Origin of the sequence: Jatrophihabitans sp., from assembly GCA_036399055.1 — a bacterium.
GTDB lineage: Bacteria > Actinomycetota > Actinomycetes > Mycobacteriales > Jatrophihabitantaceae > Jatrophihabitans_A.
Genome location: DASWNX010000016.1, coordinates 1 through 17,936 on the forward strand (window position 1 = coordinate 1; position 17,936 = coordinate 17,936).

Annotated in this window: 16 protein-coding genes; 9 read left to right on the forward strand and 7 right to left on the reverse strand. The window is 70.7% G+C overall.

The features are described from left to right. Positions 1-2,648, reverse strand: a 2,648-nt coding sequence (locus VGB75_05155) for an aconitate hydratase (GenBank protein ID HEY0166412.1), incomplete at its 3' end; no start/stop codon positions are given. A gap of 220 nt (positions 2,649-2,868) precedes the next feature. Between VGB75_05155 and VGB75_05160 the strand changes: the two genes are divergently transcribed. The 8 genes from VGB75_05160 (at position 2,869) to VGB75_05195 (ending at position 11,539) form a co-directional block, all read left to right on the forward strand. Next, complete coding sequence (locus tag VGB75_05160; GenBank protein HEY0166413.1) at positions 2,869-4,395, forward strand: NlpC/P60 family protein; 1,527 nt, start codon at positions 2,869-2,871, stop codon at positions 4,393-4,395. A 33-nt stretch (positions 4,396-4,428) separates the two neighbouring features. After that, a complete protein-coding gene (gene moaA, locus VGB75_05165; GenBank protein HEY0166414.1) occupies positions 4,429-5,478 on the forward strand; it encodes a GTP 3',8-cyclase MoaA in 1,050 nt (349 codons plus the stop codon). Positions 5,479-5,575: 97 nt separating this feature from the next. Further along, on the forward strand, positions 5,576-6,742 hold the full coding sequence (locus tag VGB75_05170; protein ID HEY0166415.1) for a MoxR family ATPase: 1,167 nt from the start codon (positions 5,576-5,578) through the stop codon (positions 6,740-6,742). Continuing rightward, entirely contained in the window at positions 6,739-7,815 is a 1,077-nt protein-coding gene (locus tag VGB75_05175) for a DUF58 domain-containing protein (protein HEY0166416.1), read from the forward strand. Before VGB75_05170 ends, VGB75_05175 begins: the two co-directional genes overlap by 4 nt. After that, complete coding sequence (locus VGB75_05180; GenBank protein ID HEY0166417.1) at positions 7,815-8,771, forward strand: VWA domain-containing protein; 957 nt, start codon at positions 7,815-7,817, stop codon at positions 8,769-8,771. Before VGB75_05175 ends, VGB75_05180 begins: the two co-directional genes overlap by 1 nt. 66 nt (positions 8,772-8,837) lie before the next feature. Further along, the gene (fabG, locus tag VGB75_05185) at positions 8,838-9,542 is read left to right on the forward strand and encodes a 3-oxoacyl-ACP reductase FabG (protein HEY0166418.1); all 705 of its coding nucleotides are present in this window, start codon (positions 8,838-8,840) and stop codon (positions 9,540-9,542) included. A 40-nt stretch (positions 9,543-9,582) separates the two neighbouring features. Beyond that, entirely contained in the window at positions 9,583-10,350 is a 768-nt protein-coding gene (fabI, locus tag VGB75_05190) for an enoyl-ACP reductase FabI (protein ID HEY0166419.1), read from the forward strand. 34 nt (positions 10,351-10,384) lie between these two features. Continuing rightward, a complete protein-coding gene (locus tag VGB75_05195) occupies positions 10,385-11,539 on the forward strand; it encodes a ferrochelatase (GenBank protein ID HEY0166420.1) in 1,155 nt (384 codons plus the stop codon). A 34-nt stretch (positions 11,540-11,573) separates the two neighbouring features. Here VGB75_05195 and VGB75_05200 read toward each other — a convergent pair whose 3' ends face one another. Beyond that, entirely contained in the window at positions 11,574-12,329 is a 756-nt protein-coding gene (locus VGB75_05200; protein HEY0166421.1) for a hypothetical protein, read from the reverse strand. A 79-nt stretch (positions 12,330-12,408) separates the two neighbouring features. On the opposite strand from VGB75_05200, the gene VGB75_05205 reads away from it, so the two are divergent. Further along, positions 12,409-13,233 (forward strand): DUF3097 domain-containing protein, encoded by an 825-nt coding sequence (locus tag VGB75_05205; GenBank protein ID HEY0166422.1) that lies wholly within the window; start codon positions 12,409-12,411, stop codon positions 13,231-13,233. Positions 13,234-13,276: 43 nt separating this feature from the next. Here VGB75_05205 and VGB75_05210 read toward each other — a convergent pair whose 3' ends face one another. The 5 genes from VGB75_05210 to VGB75_05230 form a co-directional block, all read right to left on the reverse strand. Next, positions 13,277-14,539 carry a GNAT family N-acetyltransferase gene (locus VGB75_05210; protein HEY0166423.1) on the reverse strand — a complete coding sequence of 421 codons (1,263 nt, stop codon included), beginning with the start codon at positions 14,537-14,539 and terminating at the stop codon, positions 13,277-13,279. Positions 14,540-14,672: 133 nt separating this feature from the next. Then, positions 14,673-15,518, reverse strand: coding sequence for a CPBP family intramembrane glutamic endopeptidase (locus tag VGB75_05215; GenBank protein HEY0166424.1), 846 nt, complete (start codon positions 15,516-15,518; stop codon positions 14,673-14,675). Further along, positions 15,519-16,010: a DUF4395 domain-containing protein gene (locus VGB75_05220; protein ID HEY0166425.1), complete on the reverse strand. Its 492-nt coding sequence runs from the start codon at positions 16,008-16,010 to the stop codon at positions 15,519-15,521. A gap of 84 nt (positions 16,011-16,094) precedes the next feature. Further along, on the reverse strand, positions 16,095-16,721 hold the full coding sequence (locus VGB75_05225) for an MBL fold metallo-hydrolase (protein HEY0166426.1): 627 nt from the start codon (positions 16,719-16,721) through the stop codon (positions 16,095-16,097). Positions 16,722-16,814: 93 nt separating this feature from the next. Further along, complete coding sequence (locus tag VGB75_05230) at positions 16,815-17,903, reverse strand: S-(hydroxymethyl)mycothiol dehydrogenase (protein ID HEY0166427.1); 1,089 nt, start codon at positions 17,901-17,903, stop codon at positions 16,815-16,817. Between the last annotated feature and the right edge of the window lie 33 nt (positions 17,904-17,936).

Genomic DNA, 17,936 nt, shown 5'->3' on the forward strand with positions numbered 1-17,936 from the left:
GATTCCGCGTTCTCGCCGTCCATGTACTGGAGCGGCAGGACACCCATGCCGAGCAGGTTGGAGCGGTGGATCCGCTCGTACGACTCGGCGATCACCGCCTTGACTCCCAGCAGTGCCGTTCCCTTGGCCGCCCAGTCGCGCGACGACCCGGAGCCGTACTCCTTGCCGCTGAGCACGACCAGCGGGGTCCCGGCGGCCAGGTAGTTCTCGGAGGCCTCGTAGACCGAGGTGACCTTCGCGTCGTCACCCTCACCGGTGGTGAAGTCGCGGGTGAAGCCGCCCTCGGTCCCCGGCGCCAGCTGGTTGCGCAGCCGGATGTTGGCGAACGTGCCCCGGATCATCACCTCGTGGTTGCCGCGCCGCGAGCCGTAGGAGTTGAAGTCCTTACGCTCGACGCCGTGCTCGGCCAGGTACTTCCCGGCCGGCGAGTCCGCCCGGATCGAGCCGGCGGGGCTGATGTGGTCGGTGGTCACCGAGTCGCCGACCTTGACCAGCACCCGGGCGCCGTCGATGTCGGTGACCGGCGCCGGCTCACGCTGCATGCCGTCGAAGTAGGGGGGCTTGCGGACGTAGGTGGACTCGGGGTCCCAGGTGAAGATCTGGCCCTGGGGGGTGGGCAGCGACTGCCAGCGCTCGTCGCCGGCGAAGACGTCGGCGTAGTCGGTCACGAACATCTCGCGGGCGATCGAGCCGCTGACCACTTCTTCGATCTCGGCGGTGCTGGGCCAGATGTCGCGCAAGAAGACGTCCTGGCCCTCGGGGTCCTTGCCCAACGGCTCGTTGAACAGGTCGATGTCCATCGTTCCGGCCAGCGCGTAGGCCACCACCAGGGGCGGTGAGGCGAGGTAGTTCATCTTGATGTCGGGGTTGATCCGGCCCTCGAAGTTCCGGTTGCCCGACAGCACCGCCGTGACGGCCAGGTCGGCGGAGTTCACCGCGGCGCTGACCTCGGGGATCAGCGGTCCGGAGTTGCCGATGCAGGTGGTGCAGCCGTAGCCGACCAGGTTGAAGCCGAGCTTGTCCAGGTACGGGGTCAGGCCGGAGCGGTCGTAGTAGTCGCTGACCACCTTGGAGCCGGGCGCCAGCGAGGTCTTGACCCACGGCTTGCGGGTGAGCCCCTTCTCGACGGCCTTCTTCGCCAGCAGCGCCGCGCCGATCATCACCGACGGGTTCGAGGTGTTGGTGCACGAGGTGATGGAGGCGATCGTCACCGCGCCGTGGTCCAGGTCGAACTCGGCGCCGTCGGCCAGCCGCACGCGGGTCGGCGAGCTCGGCCGCCCGCTGCCCCCCGCTGACCCGGCGCCGGCCGAGATCAGCTGGTTGGGGTCGGGCTCGGAGTCGCCGGAGGTCTGGCTGGGCGGGTCGCTGGCCGGGAAGGACTCCATCGACGCCTCGTCCTGCCCGGCGGCGCCGGCGGCGACCGGGTTGATCGGGTCATCGACGTAGGCGCTGAGCGCGGTCCGGAACGCCGGCTTGGACTCGGTGAGCGACACCCGGTCCTGCGGGCGCTTGGGGCCGGCGATCGAGGGCACCACGGTGCCCAGGTCGAGTTCGAGGTACTCGGAGTACTCGGCCTCGGCGGACGGGTCGTGCCAGAGGCCCTGGGCCTTGGCGTAGGCCTGAACCAGCGCGATCTGCTCGGGACTGCGTCCGGTCAGCTCGAGGTACTTGACCGTCTCGTCGTCGATCGGGAACACCGCGATGGTCGAGCCGTACTCCGGGCTCATGTTGCCGATCGTGGCGCGGTTGGCCAGCGGCACCGCCGCCACCCCCTCGCCGTAGAACTCCACGAACTTGCCCACCACGCCGTGCTTGCGCAGCATCTCGGTGATGGTCAGCACCAGGTCGGTGGCGGTCGTGGCCTCGGGCAGCTCACCGGACAGCTTGAAGCCGACCACGCGCGGGATCAGCATCGAGACCGGCTGGCCGAGCATCGCCGCCCCGGCTTCGATGCCGCCGACGCCCCAGCCGACGATGCCGAGGCCGTTGATCATGGTGGTGTGCGAGTCGGTGCCCACCACGGTGTCGGGGTAGGCCATCAGGACCTCGCCGTCCGCGGTCTCGACCGAGCGGCCGAACACCACCCGGGACAGGTGCTCGATGTTCACCTGGTGCACGATCCCGGTGCCCGGCGGCACCACCTTGAACTCGTCGAAGGCGGTCTGGCCCCAGCGCAGGAACTGGTAGCGCTCGAAGTTGCGCTGGTACTCCAGGTCGACGTTGCCGGCGAAGGCGTCCGGGCCGCCGAACAGGTCGGCGATGACCGAGTGGTCGATGACGAGTTCTGCGGGGGCCAGCGGGTTGATCCGGGCCGGGTCACCGCCCAGCTCGGCGACGGCCTCGCGCATGGTGGCCAGGTCGACCACAGCCGGAACGCCGGTGAAGTCCTGCATCACCACGCGGGCCGGGCTGAACTGGATCTCGGTGTCCGGCTCTGCGTCCGGCTTCCATTGCGCCACCGCCCGCACCTGCTCGGCGGTGACGTTCAGGCCGTCCTCGGTGCGCAGCAGGTTCTCCAGCAGCACCTTCAGGCTGTACGGCAGCTTGTCCGAACCGGGCACCTTGTCAAGCCTGAAATAGGTGTAGTCCGTGTCGCCGACCTGGAGCTGGGCCTTGGCGTCAAAGCTGTTCGGGTGGCCTGCAGGCACGATGTTCTCCCTCGTCCGGTTCTCGGCCGCCATTCTTCCGCACCGCCGGCTAAGCCATGCCATCGGTAGGCCGATAGGTACGAGCTGAGTGCCCCGCAGCCGGTTTCGGCTGCCGTTTTCCGTTTCGCGATGAAACCCATGTGACTGGCGGGACCAGTGGCGCTTATGGGACTCAACTGGCAGTGTGTCCCACAGCACTGGCACAACAGAGGGGTTGACGGTGTTCAGAAAAGCCCAACTGCGTGCCCTGCTGTGCGCCACCGCGGTGACCGGGTCGCTGCTGTGCGCCCCCGGCGCGGTGCTGGCCGCGCCCAAGCCGCCCAACCCCTCCGACGCCCAGCTCAGCGCCGCCCGGTCGGCCAAGGCGTCACTTGCCCACACCGTCGGGGTGCTGTCCGGTCAGATCGCCCAGGCCCAGGCGACGCTGCACTCCCTCGACGCCAAGCTGGAGCTGGCCGAGCAGAAGGTCGCCTTCGCGATCTTCAAGCTCAACAAGGCCAAGTACCAGGCCGCCCAGGCTCAGGCCGAGGTGAACTCGGCCCACCAAGGCGTCCAGACCGCTCGTGCCAAGCTCACCGACTACGTGCACGACAGCTATGTCTCACCCTCGCTGGGCTCCTCGACGGTCGGCCTGCTGAGCGCGAGCGACCCCAGTGCCCTGCTGCAGGGCGGGGACTACCGCAACTACGTCTCCTCCCGGCACCTGGACGCCATGAGCGTCCTGGACCGGGCAACCGTGGCCAGGTCCAACGCCGAGGCCAAAGCCAGGTCGCTGGTGACGCTGCAGCAGCAGCTGACCGTCGCCGCCGCCGCCGCCCAGCGAGCCGCCCAGCAGGCCTACGCCAACCAGCAGGCACAGGCCGCCCAGCTGCGGGCCAGCGAAGCCGGCTATCAGCGGCGACTGCTCGCTGCCCAGACCCAGCTCGCGGTCCTCAACGGCCAGCGCGCCCGGTTCGTCGCCTACCAGCAGGAGCAGGCCCGGATCGCCGCCGAGCGAGCCCGGCAGGAAGCCCTGGCCCGGGCTCGGGCAGCCGCGGCGGCCGCCGCCGCGGCAGCCCAGGCCCGCGAGGAGCAGGAGCGCCAGCAGCGTGCCGAGCGGGAGCGCCAGCAGCGGCAGGAGCAGGAGAACAGCAACAACAGCGGCGGCAACACCAGCGGCGGCGGCAACACCAGCGGCGGCGGCAACACCAGCGGCGGCGGCAACACCAGCGGCGGCAACACCAGCGGCGGCAACACCAGCGGCGGCAACAACAACAGCGGCGGCGGTGGCTACGTCCCGCCGCCACCGGCCGCCACGACCGGAAGCTGGACGGCCAGCAAGGGCCAGGCAGCGGCCAATCGGGCGCTCAGCCGACTGGGCGTCGCCTACGCCTGGGCCGGCGGCGGCTACGACGGCCCGACCTACGGCGTCGACTCGCCCGGCACCGCAGGGGCGCACGACAGCCAGGTGTTCGGCTTCGACTGCTCGGGTCTGACCATGTACGCCTGGGCGCCTCAGGGGCTGTACATGGACCACTTCGCGGCCTCGCAGTACTACGCCGGCTCGGTCCACCCCCAGCCCGGCCAGTTTCTGCCGGGCGACCTGCTCTTCTGGTCCGACGGCGGCATCGGCGCCATCCACCATGTCGCGCTCTACATCGGCGGCGGCAACGTCGTGCACGCGCCCCACTCCGGTGACGTGGTGCGGGTGGCGCCGTGGGATCAGGTGGGATCCGACTTCATCGGGGCCACCCGGCCGTTGACCTGACCTCTTGAGCCCGGCAACGTCTAGGCTGAACTGATGAACCCGGAGATCGAGCCCCCGTCCGGCGCGGTGCTGCTTGACACGTTCGGGCGGCAGGCCGAAGACCTGCGCATCTCCCTCACTGACAAATGCTCGCTGCGCTGCACCTACTGCATGCCCGCCGAGGGGCTGGCCTGGTTGCCGGCAAAGGCGGTGCTCTCCGACGACGAGATCGTGCGGCTGGCGACGGTGTTCCTGGGCTTGGGCGTGCGGACGATCCGGCTGACCGGCGGCGAGCCGTTGGTCCGGGCCGGGGTCGCCGGGCTGATCCGCCGGCTGGCCCAGCTGCAGCCCAGGCCCGAGCTGTCGCTGACCACGAACGCGATCTCGCTGGCCGACAAGGCCGAGGAGCTGGCCCGGTCGGGTCTGGACCGGGTCAATGTCTCACTCGACACCCTGGATCGGGAGAAGTTCCACAGCCTCACCCGACGTGACCGGCACGCCGACGTGCTGGCGGGGCTGGCCGCCGCCCAGAGCGCCGGGTTGAGCCCGGTCAAGGTGAACGCGGTGCTGATGCGCGACCAGAACCTGGCCGAGGCGCCGCAACTGCTGGAATGGGCGCTGCGGGCCGGTTACCAGATGCGCTTCATCGAGCACATGCCACTGGACGCCGAGCACCTGTGGACCCTGGCGGACATGGTGACCGCCGACGAGGTGCTCGAAGTGCTCGGGCAGTCCTTCACGCTGCGGCAGACGGCCAACCGGGGCCACGCTCCGGCCGAGGAGTTCGAGGTGCTGGACGGCCCCGACCGGTCGCACTGGGCACAGGCGCCGGCCGGCGGGCACCGAGTAGGCATCATCGCCTCGGTCAGCCGGCCGTTCTGCCGCGACTGCGACCGGCTGCGGCTCACCGCGGACGGCCAGCTGCGCACCTGCCTGTTCGGGCATCAGGAGACCGACCTGCGGGGGGCGATGCGGCAGGGCGCCACCGACGCCGAGTTGGCCGAGCTGATCCGGGTGGCGGTGCGCGCCAAGCCCGCCGGCCACGGCATCAACGCGCCGGGGTTCCGCCAGCCCGAGCGGCCGATGTCGGCGATCGGCGGCTGAGACCGCTCAGCATGCTCGGTTACCGTTGCGGGTGGCAGCCACCGGCGCCTCGAGGCGCCAGTGCGCGCGAAGACGCAAGACCAGTGCGAGGAGACATATGACCGAGCGGGTTTCCACACCCACCCCGGCCGCCGACGCCACCGCGCTCGAACGGGCGATGTTCGAGGTCAAGCGGGTCATCGTCGGCCAGGAGCGGATGGTCGAGCGGTTGATGGTCAGCCTGCTCGCTCGCGGGCACTGCCTGCTCGAGGGTGTGCCCGGGGTGGCCAAGACCCTGGCCGTGGAGACCCTGGCCCGCACGGTCAGCGGATCCTTCGCGCGGCTGCAGTTCACCCCCGACCTGGTGCCCTCCGACATCGTCGGAACCCGGATCTACCGCCCGGGCCGTGAGCAGTTCGACACCGAGCTCGGCCCCGTGTTCGCCAACTTCGTGCTCGCCGACGAGATCAACCGGGCGCCGGCGAAGGTGCAGTCGGCGTTGCTGGAGGTGATGGCCGAGCGCCAGGTGTCACTGGGCGGCAAGCGCTACCCGCTGCCCGAGCCGTTCCTGGTGCTGGCCACCCAGAACCCGATCGAGAGCGAGGGCGTCTACCCGCTGCCCGAGGCGCAGCGCGACCGCTTCCTGATGAAGATCTCGGTGGACTACCCGTCAGCGGCTGAGGAACGCGAGATCGTCTACCGGATGGGCGTCGAGCCGCCGGTCGCCCAGGCGGTGATCAGCACCGACGAGCTGATCGAGTTGCAGCGCCGCGCCGGCCGGGTCTTCGTGCATCACGCGGTGGTCGACTACGTGGTCCGGCTGGTGGTCGCCACCCGGCAACCGGCCGAGTTCGGCATGGCCGACGTTGCCGGCTGGGTCGCCTACGGCGCCAGCCCGCGAGCCAGCCTGGGGCTGATCGCGGCGGGCCGGGCGCTGGCGTTGCTGCGCGGGCGTGACTACGTCCTGCCGCAGGACGTCCTGGACCTGGCGATCGACGTCCTGCCGCACCGGATGGTGCTGTCCTACGACGCGGTGGCAGACGGCGTGTCAGCGGCCCACGCGGTGTCCCGGGTGCTGCAGACCGTGCCGCTGCCACAGGTCGCCCCGCGGCAGCGGGCCAGCAGCGGCTTCATCCCGGCCGCCGCCACCGCCGCACCCAACGCCAGCACCGCCGGTTACCCCAACGGCGCGCACGCCATGCCCTCCGGCCAACCAGTGAGCCAGCCGTTGAGCCAGCTCCCTGACCAGTCGCGGCAGTCCGGAAACTGGGCGCCGCCGGCGTGAGCAGGCACCGTGGCCCCGCCGGGGACGCGAGCCGTCCCGCGGCTCCCGGCCAGGCGATGCCGTCCGGTCAAGCGGGGCCGTCCGGCCAGGTGGCGCTGTCCGGTCAAGCGGGGCCGTCCGGCCAGGTGGCGCCGTCCGGCCAAGCGGGGCTGTCCGGCCAGCCGGAGGCGGTGCTGCGCCGGCTGGAGTACGCCGTGCGCAACAAGCTGGACGGCCTGCTGCTGGGCAACTACCTCGGCCTGGTCCCCGGCCCTGGCAGTGAGCCGGGGGAGTCGCGGCAGTACTACCCCGGCGACGACGTCCGCCGGATGGACTGGCCGGTCACCGCCCGGACGATGACCCCGCACGTGCGGCAGACGGTCGCCGACCGGGAGCTGGAGACCTGGTTGGTGGTGGACCTGTCGCCGAGCCTGGACTTCGGCACCGTCAACATGGAAAAGCGCGAGCTGGCCTTCGCCGCCGCGACCGCCATCACGCACCTGACCGCCAAAGCCGGCAACCGGATCGGCGCGGTCATCACCACCGGCGAGCAGACCTACCGGATCCCGGCGGTGGCCGGCGCCAACCACGCCCGCTACCTGATGCGCAAGCTGGCCAGCACGCCGCGGGCCGCCGAGGGCCGTCGCGGCGATCTGGCCAGGGCGCTGGAGCAGGTGCGGCGCCCGCCCCGGCGGCGCGGCATGGTGGTGGTGATCTCGGACTTCCTCGGCGACCAGGACTGGGAACGGCCGTTGCGCGGGCTGGGCGACCGCCACGAGCTGCTCGGCATCGAGGTGATCGACCCGCACGAGCTGCAGCTGCCGGCCGCCGGCCTGGTGACCTTCGTCGACCCCGAATCCGGTGAGCAGTTGGAGGTGCAGACCTCTGACCCCCAGCTGCGGCAGCGTTACGCCAGCGCCGCCGTCGAGCAACGCGAGCAGATCGCCTCGATGCTGCGCCGGGCCGGCGCGGACCAGCTGCGGCTGCGCACCGACTCGGACTGGCTGTCCGACATCGTCAAGTTCGTCGTCACCCGTCGCCGGGGGGTAGCGGTGCGACCGCCCTCGCGCGCCGGAATGATCGGGGTGCACTGATGCATTTCAGGTCGCCGTACTGGCTGTTCATCCTGCTGGCCGTCGCCGCCGTCGCGCTGGCCTACCTGCTGGCGCAGCTGCGCCGCCGCAAGTTCACAGCGCGGTTCAGCAACACCCAGCTGCTGGCCAGCGTGGTTCCCCGCCGGCCGGGCTGGCGCCGGCACCTGACCTTCGCGCTGCTGCTGACAGCTCTGACGGTGCTGTCGCTGGGGGTGGCCGGCCCGACCGCCTCGGTCCGGGTGCCGCAGGAGAAGGCCACCGTGATGCTGGCGATCGACGTCTCATTGTCGATGCAGGCCACCGACGTGCTGCCCAGCCGGCTTGAAGCCGCCCAGCAGGCGGCCCAGGAGTTCGCCGACCTGCTTCCCCCGCGGATCAACCTCGGCCTGGTCAAGTTCGGCCGCTCCGGCAACGTTCTGGTGCCGCCCACCCTGGACCGCGAGGTCGTCAAGCGGGCGATCGCCGGCCTGCAGTTGGAGCAGTACACCGCGATCGGCGAGGGAGTCTTCGCCTGCCTGGACGCGCTCAGCACCTTCAGCCGGTCGAGCACCGTGACCAACGACAAGCCGGCGCCGGCGCGGGTGGTGCTGCTCAGCGACGGCTACAACACCGTCGGGCGCAAGGTGTCCGAGGCCGCCGCTGAGGCCAAGAAGGCCAGCACGCCGGTGTCGACGATCGCCTTCGGCACCGACAGCGGAACGGTCGAGGTGCAGGGCACCGTGCAGTCGGTGCCCTCGGACAAGGTCACCCTGCGTGGCCTGGCCCAGTCGACCGGCGGCTCGTTCCACACCGCGGCCTCGGTGCAGGAGCTGAGGACGGTCTATGAGGACATCGGCTCCCAGATCGGCTACACCACCGCGCAGCGCGACATCAGCTGGCGGTTCATGCTGGCCGGCCTGCTGCTGGCCATGGCCGCCGGGGCGAGCTCGTTGCTCTGGTCGGGCCGGCTCAGCTGACGCCGCGCTCGCCCGTTGCCCGGTCCCGGGGCCGGATCTGCTCGGCCATCGGCTAGCGTGAGCCGCGTGAGCCGATCTGTGTTGGTGACTGGTGGTAACCGTGGAATCGGTCTGGCGATAGCCCGGGCGTTCAGCGAGGCGGGTGACAAGGTCGCGGTGACCCACCGCGGCAGCGGCGTCCCGGACGGGCTGTTCGGGGTGCGTTGCGACGTGACCGACGAGGCGTCGGTGGACACGGCCTTCAGCAAGGTCGAGGCCGAGCACGGCCCGGTGCAGGTGCTGGTGGCCAACGCCGGCATCACCGATGACAAGCTGCTGATGCGGATGAGCGAGGACTCCTTCACCCGGGTGCTCGATGCCAACCTGACGGGCGCCTACCGGGTGGCCAAGCGTGCCACCGCGAGCATGCTCAGGGCCAAGGGCGGCCGGATGGTGTTCATCTCCTCGGTCGTGGCGCTGACCGGCGCGCCCGGGCAGGCCAACTACGCCGCCAGCAAGGCCGGCCTGATCGGCCTGGCACGCTCGATCGCCCGCGAGCTGGGCAGTCGCAACATCACCGCCAACGTGGTGGCGCCCGGCTTCATCGAGACCGATATGACCGCGGCGATGACCGAGGCACGCAAGACAGAGGTGCTGGGCAGCGTGCCGCTGCGCCGGTACGGGTCGGTCACCGAGGTCGCCGGGGTGGTCCGGTTCCTGGCCTCCGCCGACGCCGCCTATGTCAACGGAGTGGTCCTTCCGGTCGACGGCGGCCTGGGCATGGGCTTCTAAGCGCGGTCGGCTCGTCATCAGCTGAGAGGAAATTGAGGACATGGGACTTCTGGACGGCAAGCGGCTGTTGATCACCGGCGTCATCACCGAGTCTTCGATCGCCTACGCGGTCGCCAAGGTCGCGCAGGAGCAGGGCGCGGAGGTGGTGCTGACCGGCTTCGGCAGGCTCTCCCTGGTCGAGCGGGTGGCGGGCCGGTTGCCCAAGCCGGCGCCGGTGGTCGAGCTGGACGTCACCTCCTCGGAGCACCTGGCGGCGCTGGAAGGCCGGGTCCGTGAGTATGTCGACGGCCTGGACGGGGTGCTGCACTCGGTCGGGTTCGCTCCCCAGTCCTGCCTCGGCGAGGGCTTTCTGGACGCGCCGTTCGCCGACGTGGCCACCGCGGTCGAGGTGTCGGCCTTCAGCTTCAAGTCACTGGCGGTGGCGACGCTGCCGCTGTTCGGCCCGTCCGGCGGCTCCATCGTGGGAATGGACTTCGACGCCACGGTCGCCTGGCCGGCCTACAACTGGATGGGCGTGGCCAAGGCCGCCCTGGAGTCCACCTCGCGTTACCTGGCCCGGGAGCTGGGCCCGCGTGGGATCCGGGTCAATCTGGTGGCGGCCGGCCCGGTGCGCACGATGGCGGCCAAGAACATCCCTGGCTTCATGCAGTTCGAGCAGGCATGGGAGGGTCGCGCTCCGCTGGGCTGGGACATCAACGACGCCACCCCGGTGGCGATGAGCTGCGCCGCGTTGATGTCGGACTGGTTTCCGGCCACCACCGGCGAGATGATCCACGTCGATGGCGGCTTCCACGCGATGGGCGTGTGACCCAGACGGCCTGGCAAGGACTAGCTTGCTAGGAGTGAGTGAATCACCTGTCGACTCGTTCCTGTTGCTCTCCTTCGGCGGCCCTCAGGGGCCCGATGAGGTCATGCCGTTCCTGCGCAACGTGACCGCCGGGCGCGGGGTGCCCGACGAGAGGCTGGAGGCGGTCGCCGAGCACTACCAGCACTTCGGCGGAGTCTCGCCAATCACGGCGCAGAACCAGGCGCTGCTGGCGGCCCTGGGCACCGAGTTCGGCCGCCGGGGCATCGACCTGCCGCTTTACTTCGGCAACCGCAACTGGCGCCCGTTCCTGACCGACACCGCCCGTCAGATGGCAGCTGAGGGCCGCCGGCACGCGCTGGTGCTGGCCACCAGCGCCACCGGCTCGTACTCCGGCTGCCGGCAGTACCGCGAAGACCTGGCACGCGCCACCGCTGAGCTAGCCGGGTCCGAGGTAGCCGGGCCTGAGCTAGCCGGATCTGAGCCGGCCGGGTCTGAGCTAGCCGGGTCCGAGCCGGCCGGGGCCGAGCTAGCCGGGTCCGAGCCGGCCGGCGGCGCGCCCCGGTTCACCAAGCTGCGGCACTACTTCGACCATCCGGGCTTCATCGCCGCCAATGCCGTGGCGGTGCGCAACGCCCTGGCCGAGCTCTCGCCGGACGCGCGGGCTGCCGCCCGGCTGGTGTTCACCGCGCACTCGATCCCGGTGTCGATGAACGACACCGCCGGGCCGGCCGGCGGGCTCTACTCAGCTCAGCACCGCGAGACGGCCCGGCTGGTGGCCGAGACCGTTCGCGGGCCCGGCGCGGACTTCGACCTGGTGTGGCAATCGCGTTCCGGGCCGCCCCAGACGCCGTGGCTGGAGCCGGACGTCAACGACCACCTGCGGACGCTGGCGGCGGCGGGTGTGCCGGGCGTGGTGGTGGCGCCGACCGGCTTCGTCTCCGACCACCTCGAAGTGCTCTGGGACCTGGATAACGAGGCTAGTGACACCGCCGCGGAACTGGGGCTGGAGTTCGCCCGGGCCAGCACCGCCGGCACCCATCCGGCGTTCGTGGCAGGACTGGCAGACCTAGTGCAGGAGCAGCTGGCCGCCCGCCCGCCGGCCTACCTGGGTGGGCTGGGGTTGTGCGGGCAGGACTGCCCCGCGAGCTGCTGCCCGGCGCCGGCCCGGCGTGGTTCACCGGCCGGCTGAGCCTCGGCGGCGTTGTGTGACGGCCCAGGCCCGGTCACGGTCCGGCTGAGACCTCGGCGGCGGCGTTGTAACCGGCCAGCAGCGCCCGGCGCACCGCCAGCCGTAACGGCGCCAGCGCCAGGTCACGCTCGGCCACGGCCGAGGCGGTGAGCTGGGCGGTGTCGTCGGTGTCGACGACGAGCAGCACCGCCGACAGCCGTTCGGCCTGGGCGATCAGCCGGACCGCCCGGGGCGGATGGCTGGCGGGCAGGTGCAGCCGCTCGCCGGCGCGCCTGGCATTGGACAGAGCCGGTGAGATGTCGGTGAGCCAGCTAGTGACACCACGGCGGGCGAACAGCGACGCCGTCTCACGGATCGACTCGGTCAGCTCGTGCTCGGCGTCGGCCATGCTGATCGGGTCCGGCGGCAACGCGCTGACCTCGGCCCGGTGCCAGATCAACTCCCGGCCGGCGCTGCTGGGGGTCTCACGGCCCGGCAGCAGGGTGAGCCCGAAGTCCCGGCCGTAGACCGCCTCGCCGGCCGCCAGCGCGGTGGCGCGAAACGGCGCGGGGCCAGCCAGCCCGCGGACGTCGCCGGGCACCGGCAGGACCAGCGTCAGGACTGAGGAGCCGGTGCGCTTCCACTCGGCCAGCGCCGCGCCGACCGGGTTGGGGCCGGGCCCGAAGCCGGCGCCGCCGACATGACGGCCCGAGCCCGTGACGGCGTCGAGCACGTCATCGAAGGCTGCGGCGCCTGCCAGCCAGGCAGAGCCCCAGGCGGCGAGCTGGGCACATCGTCGTTCATTCGGCACAGCTGCCTACGGTACCGAACGGGAACGGCCGGCGTGGGCTTCCCCGCTGCTGCCCAGGCAGATCTCTAAGCTGCTCGGCGTGTACCCCGACGACGTGCTGGCATCGCGTTCTACCCATTCGCGTAAGGCTGTTCGGCAGGTCCCCGCCGACCTGGAGCTGGTGGTGGAGACGCTGGACGGTTACTGCGGAGCGGTGGTGGCGCTGGGCCGCACGATCGTGGCCGGCGAGCAACGTGACACCGTCATCCTGGCTGACCGCCTGGAACGGCGTCGGGAGTTCCCGATGCTGCCGGCCAGCTTCCTGCTCGAGGGCGAGCTGGTGACGCTGGTCCGGCCGGTTCGGGCAGCGACCGGTCCCGCCCGGCCCGGCCGCACGGCCTCCGGCTCGGTCGCGGTCGCCGGGGTCAAGGCGCAGGTCGCCAAGGCCAGCCGGATCTGGGTCGAGGGAGCGCACGACGCGGCCCTGGTCGAGCGGATCTGGGGCGATGACCTGCGGATCGAAGGGGTCGTGGTGCAGCCGCTGGGCGGAATCGATGACCTGGCCGAACAGGTTCACCAGTTTCAACCCGGTGCCGGCCGGCGGCTTGGAGTGCTGGTGGACCACCTGGTGCCCGGCTCGAAGGAGACCCGGATCGCCGCGAGCGTCACCTCACCGCATGTGCTGATCAAGGGCCACCCTTACGTCGACATCTGGCAGGCGGTCAAGCCCACCGCGCTGGGCATCAAGGCGTGGCCGGTGATCGGCCGCGACGTCGAGTGGAAGGACGGCATCGCCGCCGCGCTGGGGGTGTCGGACACCCGTGAGATGTGGCGGCGGGTGCTGGCCTCGGTGAACAGCTTCGCCGACGTCGAGGTGCCGCTGCTGCGCTCGGTCGAGGAGCTGATCGACTTCGTGACGGGCTGACTCCGCAGCCTCGGGGTGTCAGGCCGCCGAGCCCGGACGCCGCTCAGAAAGGGGTGGCGTTCCAGGGCTGCTGAGCGGTCCAGAACATCGACTCCAAGCGAGCGGCCGCGCCCGGCGTCTCCTCGTCGACCAAGCCGGCCAGCTGCTGCGAGGCGACGGTGTTGCCGCCGAGGTAGACCCCGGCCAGCGCTCGCTGCGACAGCCGCAGGTCCGCGGTGGCCGCCGGGGTGGCCCGGCACTCGGCATGCGTGGGACCCCCGTCCAGGGTGTAGCGGCCGGCCGCCCAGCCGCCGTCGCGGTCCACCACCTCCAGCACCAGCCGGTCGGTGCTGGCGTAGCGGCGTGCCGACAGGGCCGCGGGCACGTCCAGCAGCCGCAGCCAGTCGTTGTCACCGATCCAGGTGCGTTGCGCGGCCCGGCCGTCGGAGAGCAGCCACTCCAGCGGCTCGTCCACTGCGTAGGCCTGCAGCAGCAGCACGCGGACCAGGTCGAGGTTGAGCAGGTAGTGCCACAGCGCCCGGTAGGCGTCGTCGGTGGCGGCCAGCACCTCGTCGATGGTGACCTGCACCTGGTCGGGGTGCAGTAACAAGTCGCCGTCGTTGGCGCGCCAAAGGGCGTAGCCGTCCACCCGGCCGTCTGCGTTGCGAGCCAGCACGCACACCGGTTCGCGCACCCCCGACGGGCGCAGGCCGCTCAGTCCCAGCCTGCGCTGCCAGTCGGCGGGGGTCCGGTCGATGTGGCCGGCGCGCCGCATCCGGGCCCGGCGGTGCACCTCGGCCGCGGGCGCGGGCAGCAGCTCTGGATCTATGCCGACGAGCTGGTGAGCGGTCGCCGGCGGCAGGACCTGGGGCCGGCGCATGGACAGGATCCGGTAGTTGGCGCCCATCGCGGCCGGCCAGTACCCGAACCGGCCGTAGATCGGCCACTCCGCGGCCCGCAGCAGGCTGGCCGCCTCGCCGCGGTCCTTGGCGTTCTGCAGTGACTGGGTCAGCATCCGGGTGAGCAGTCCCTGACGCCGGTGGGTGCCCGCGACCGTCACCTGGGTGAGCGCGTCGATCGGCAGCTCGGCGCACTCGGCGGGACCGGACGGGACCGTCAAGGTGGTGGGAAACGTCCGCAGGGTGGCCACGCAGCGGCCCTCGGCGTAACCGCCGAATACCCGGTCGGGGTCCCACACCTCCTGCCACCAGGCCAGCGAGCGTTCATTGCCTGCAGCCGGGTTGATCAGCAAGGTGGCTCGCAGGGCGCGCAGCCACGGCGCGATCTCATCCTGCTGAACGTGTCGGATCTCGGCGCTCGACATCATGACCCGACCCTGTCACAGTGCTCGCTGTCCGTCGCGCCAATATGGCTTCTGCGCTGATGAGCTGGGCAGGCAAGTCCTGGCGGAGGCGGCTTGGCTGTGAGGCTCATCGCATAAGGCCGCAGCGTGGTCTGCCTCAGAGCCAGCTGAGCCGGTCGTGCAGCGCGGCGTAGCCGACGAAGCTCACGATGTCGATCACGCTGTGCGCGATGACCAGCGGGAGCACCCGCTTGGTCCGGGCGAACCACCAGCCGAACAGCGCTCCCATGACGAGGTTTCCGACGAAGCCGCCGATGCCCTGGTAGGTGTGGTAGCTGGCGCGGATCAGGGCGCTGACCAGGATGGCCCGCCCGACCGGCCACCTCATCGCCTGCAACCGGGTCAGCAGGTAGCCGACGATCACGATCTCTTCGAGCACGCCGTTCTTGACGCCCTCTGCGATCAGCACCGGGTAGCGGTACCAGATCTCGGCCAGGCCCGAGGCCTGCAGTTCGGCGTTGACCCCGAGGCGCCGGGCCAGGATCACCAGCCCCAGGCCGGGCAGCCCGATCAACGCGGCCATGCCCAGTCCCTGCAGGCTTTCGCGTCTCCACCGCGAGCGGTCCAGTCCGATGCCGAAGCCCGCCAGGCCCGGCAGCCGGCTCAGCAACAGCAGCGCCAGCAGCGCCGGAACGAGGCCGTTGAGCAGTCCGAGCAATTGGTAGGACAAGTCGACCCAGGCACGCGGGCTCTCCGCCGGATTGAGCGTGGCGGTGGCGCCGCGAAAGCCGCCCCGGGTCTGGATGTCGAGGAAGTTGACCCAGGAGTAGAGCGCTGAGATGCCCAGGGACACCCCGAGCACCAGCAGCACCTCAAGGCCCAGCCGATCGGTGCGCCGGGCCTTGGCTGAGGACTCCGAGCCGGCAGGCGGTCGGCCTGAGCCGGCGGCTGAGCTCGAGTCAGATCCGAGATCAGCTTCAGGCACCGGCGAGGCGGAGGTCACCTATCCATTCTGGCCATAGCGCAGCCTGACGTCGTCACAGGCCTGGCAGACGTCGGGCGAGAGAACGCCGGCTCGCATCAACTGGCCGAACAGCACGCAGCCCAGGCACAACGCGAACACCGACTCCAGCAGCGCGGCCAGCACGATGAGGGCCAGCAGCGCCTGGGCCAGCCCGCTCGCGCCGAAGCCGAAGTGGGCCAGCGCGGCGGCGGTGCTGAGGCTCGCGCCGATGGCTTGGGCGAACCGCTTGGGCGGTCCTGGCACCAGCTTCGGCGCTCCCAGCCTCGGCGCGATCAGCCGGGTGGCCAGTAATCCCAACGGACTGAACCGAGGACCAGAGGCCACCCGCAGCGCAAAGCCGACCGCGATCGGCAGCGACAACCAGGTCAGGTCGGGGAGCAAGGCCAGCAGGCTCAGCGAGGCCACACCCGCGGCGACCACCCGAGCCGCCTTCTCATTGACCGGGTTAGGAAAGCTCAGCAGCTCGATCACCGGTTCAGGGTAGCGGTAAAATTCGGACAAGACACCCTGATCAGGCGCCGGTCCGCGGCGGAGACAGGGCACAGTGAATGGCCGTCAATGGCCGCGGGCGATCCATTCGTCCAGATGCGGCGCTTCCGCGCCGACCGACGTCGAGTCGCCGTGGCCGGTGTGCACCACGGTGTCGATCGGCAGGGTGAACAGCCCCGAGCGGATGGTGTCCAGCAGGGTGCCGAAGTTGGAATAGGACCGCCCGGTGGCGCCGGGACCGTCCTTGAACAGCGTGTCGCCGCTGAACACCACCCCCAACTCGGCGACGTAGAAGCAGACCCCGCCGGGGGAGTGCCCCGGTGTGTGCCTGACCTCGATCGAGACCCCGGCGACCTCAAGCTGCTCACCGCCGGCCAGTGGCACGAAGTCGAAGTCCGGATGCGTCTGGCGCCACAGCACCTCGTCAGCCGGATGCAGCCGGACCGGCGCGCCGGTGGCCTCGCTCAACTGCCGTGCCGCCGTCACGTGATCGTCGTGCGCGTGCGTGCACAGGATGGCCCTCAGCTGCCGGTCGCCGATCAGCTCGAGGATCGGCGACAGCTGATGCGGAGCGTCGATGACGACGCACTCGGTGTCGTCTCCCACCAGCCAGACGTTGTTCTCCACCTCCCAGCTGCCGCCGTCGAGGTTGAACGTCCCCGAGGTCGTGGTGTGCTGGACACGCGCGCTCATCGAACCTCCTCGCTCTTCGCGCGAGCGCTCATCGCCTGATGAGGTCCGCTCCTCGGCGCTGCGCGCCTGCGATGCTCCCTCATCGAACCTCCCTCACTCGAAGACAACCACCGAACGCAGCACGTCGCCGTGGTGCATCTTGGTGAAGGCCGCCTCGACGTCGTCGATGCCGATGGTCTCGGTCACGAACTTGTCCAGCGGCAAACGCCCTTGCAGGTAAAGCTCGATCAGCATAGGGAAGTCGCGAGAGGGCAGGCAGTCGCCGTACCACGAGGACTTCAACGCGCCACCGCGGCCGAAGACATTGGCCAATCCCAACTCGACCCTGGCCTCGGGACTGGGCACGCCGACCAGCACCACCGTGCCGGCCAGGTCGCGCGCCAGGAAGGCCTGCTTGTAGGTCTCGGGCGTGCCGACCGCGTCCACCACCACGTCGACGCCGAAGCCACCGGTCGCCTCCCGGATCGCCTCCACCGGATCGGTGGCCTTGGAGTTCACCACGTGGGTGGCGCCGAACTCGCGGGCGGTCACCAGCTTCCGCTCGTCGATGTCGACGCCGACGATGGTGGTGGCGCCGGCCAGCCGCGCCCCGGCGATCGCCGCCATGCCTACCCCGCCGCAGCCGATGACGGCGATCGAGTCGCCCCGGCCGACCCCGCCGGTGTTGATCGCCGCGCCCAAGCCGGCCATCACGCCGCAGCCGAGCAGGCCGGCCACTGTGGCCGAGGCCCGCGGGTCGACCTTGGTGCACTGGCCGGCGGCGACCAGCGTCTTGTCGGCGAACGCGCCGATGCCCAGCGCCGCCGACAGCTCGGTGCCGTCCTCGAGGGTCATCTTCTGGGTGGCGTTGTGGGTGTTGAAGCAGTATTGCGGCCGTCCCCGGCTGCAGGCGCGGCACTGACCGCAGACCGCCCGCCAGTTCAGGATCACGAAGTCGCCGGGCGCGACCTCGGTGACGCCCTCGCCGACGCTCTCGACGACTCCGGCGGCCTCATGGCCCAGCAGGAATGGAAAGTCCGAGCTGATGCCGCCGTTGCGGTAATGCAGGTCGGTGTGGCAGACCCCGCAGGCGCCGATCTTGACCACCGCCTCGCCCGGACCGGGGTCCGGAACGTTGATCGTGACCAGTTCGACCGGCTGGTCCTTGCTGCGGGCGATGACGGCGCGGACTTGTTGGCTCATGCTTACTGTCTACCGGACACCGGCGTTGGACTG

Coding starts and splice junctions, on each gene's coding strand:
- moaA (HEY0166414.1), top strand. CDS start 4,429: ATGAACCCGGAGATCGAGCCCCCGTCCGGCGCGGTGCTGCTTGACACG.
- VGB75_05170 (HEY0166415.1), top strand. CDS start 5,576: ATGACCGAGCGGGTTTCCACACCCACCCCGGCCGCCGACGCCACCGCG.
- VGB75_05180 (HEY0166417.1), top strand. CDS start 7,815: ATGCATTTCAGGTCGCCGTACTGGCTGTTCATCCTGCTGGCCGTCGCC.
- fabI (HEY0166419.1), top strand. CDS start 9,583: ATGGGACTTCTGGACGGCAAGCGGCTGTTGATCACCGGCGTCATCACC.
- VGB75_05210 (HEY0166423.1), bottom strand. CDS start 14,539: ATGATGTCGAGCGCCGAGATCCGACACGTTCAGCAGGATGAGATCGCG.
- VGB75_05225 (HEY0166426.1), bottom strand. CDS start 16,721: ATGAGCGCGCGTGTCCAGCACACCACGACCTCGGGGACGTTCAACCTC.
- VGB75_05230 (HEY0166427.1), bottom strand. CDS start 17,903: ATGAGCCAACAAGTCCGCGCCGTCATCGCCCGCAGCAAGGACCAGCCG.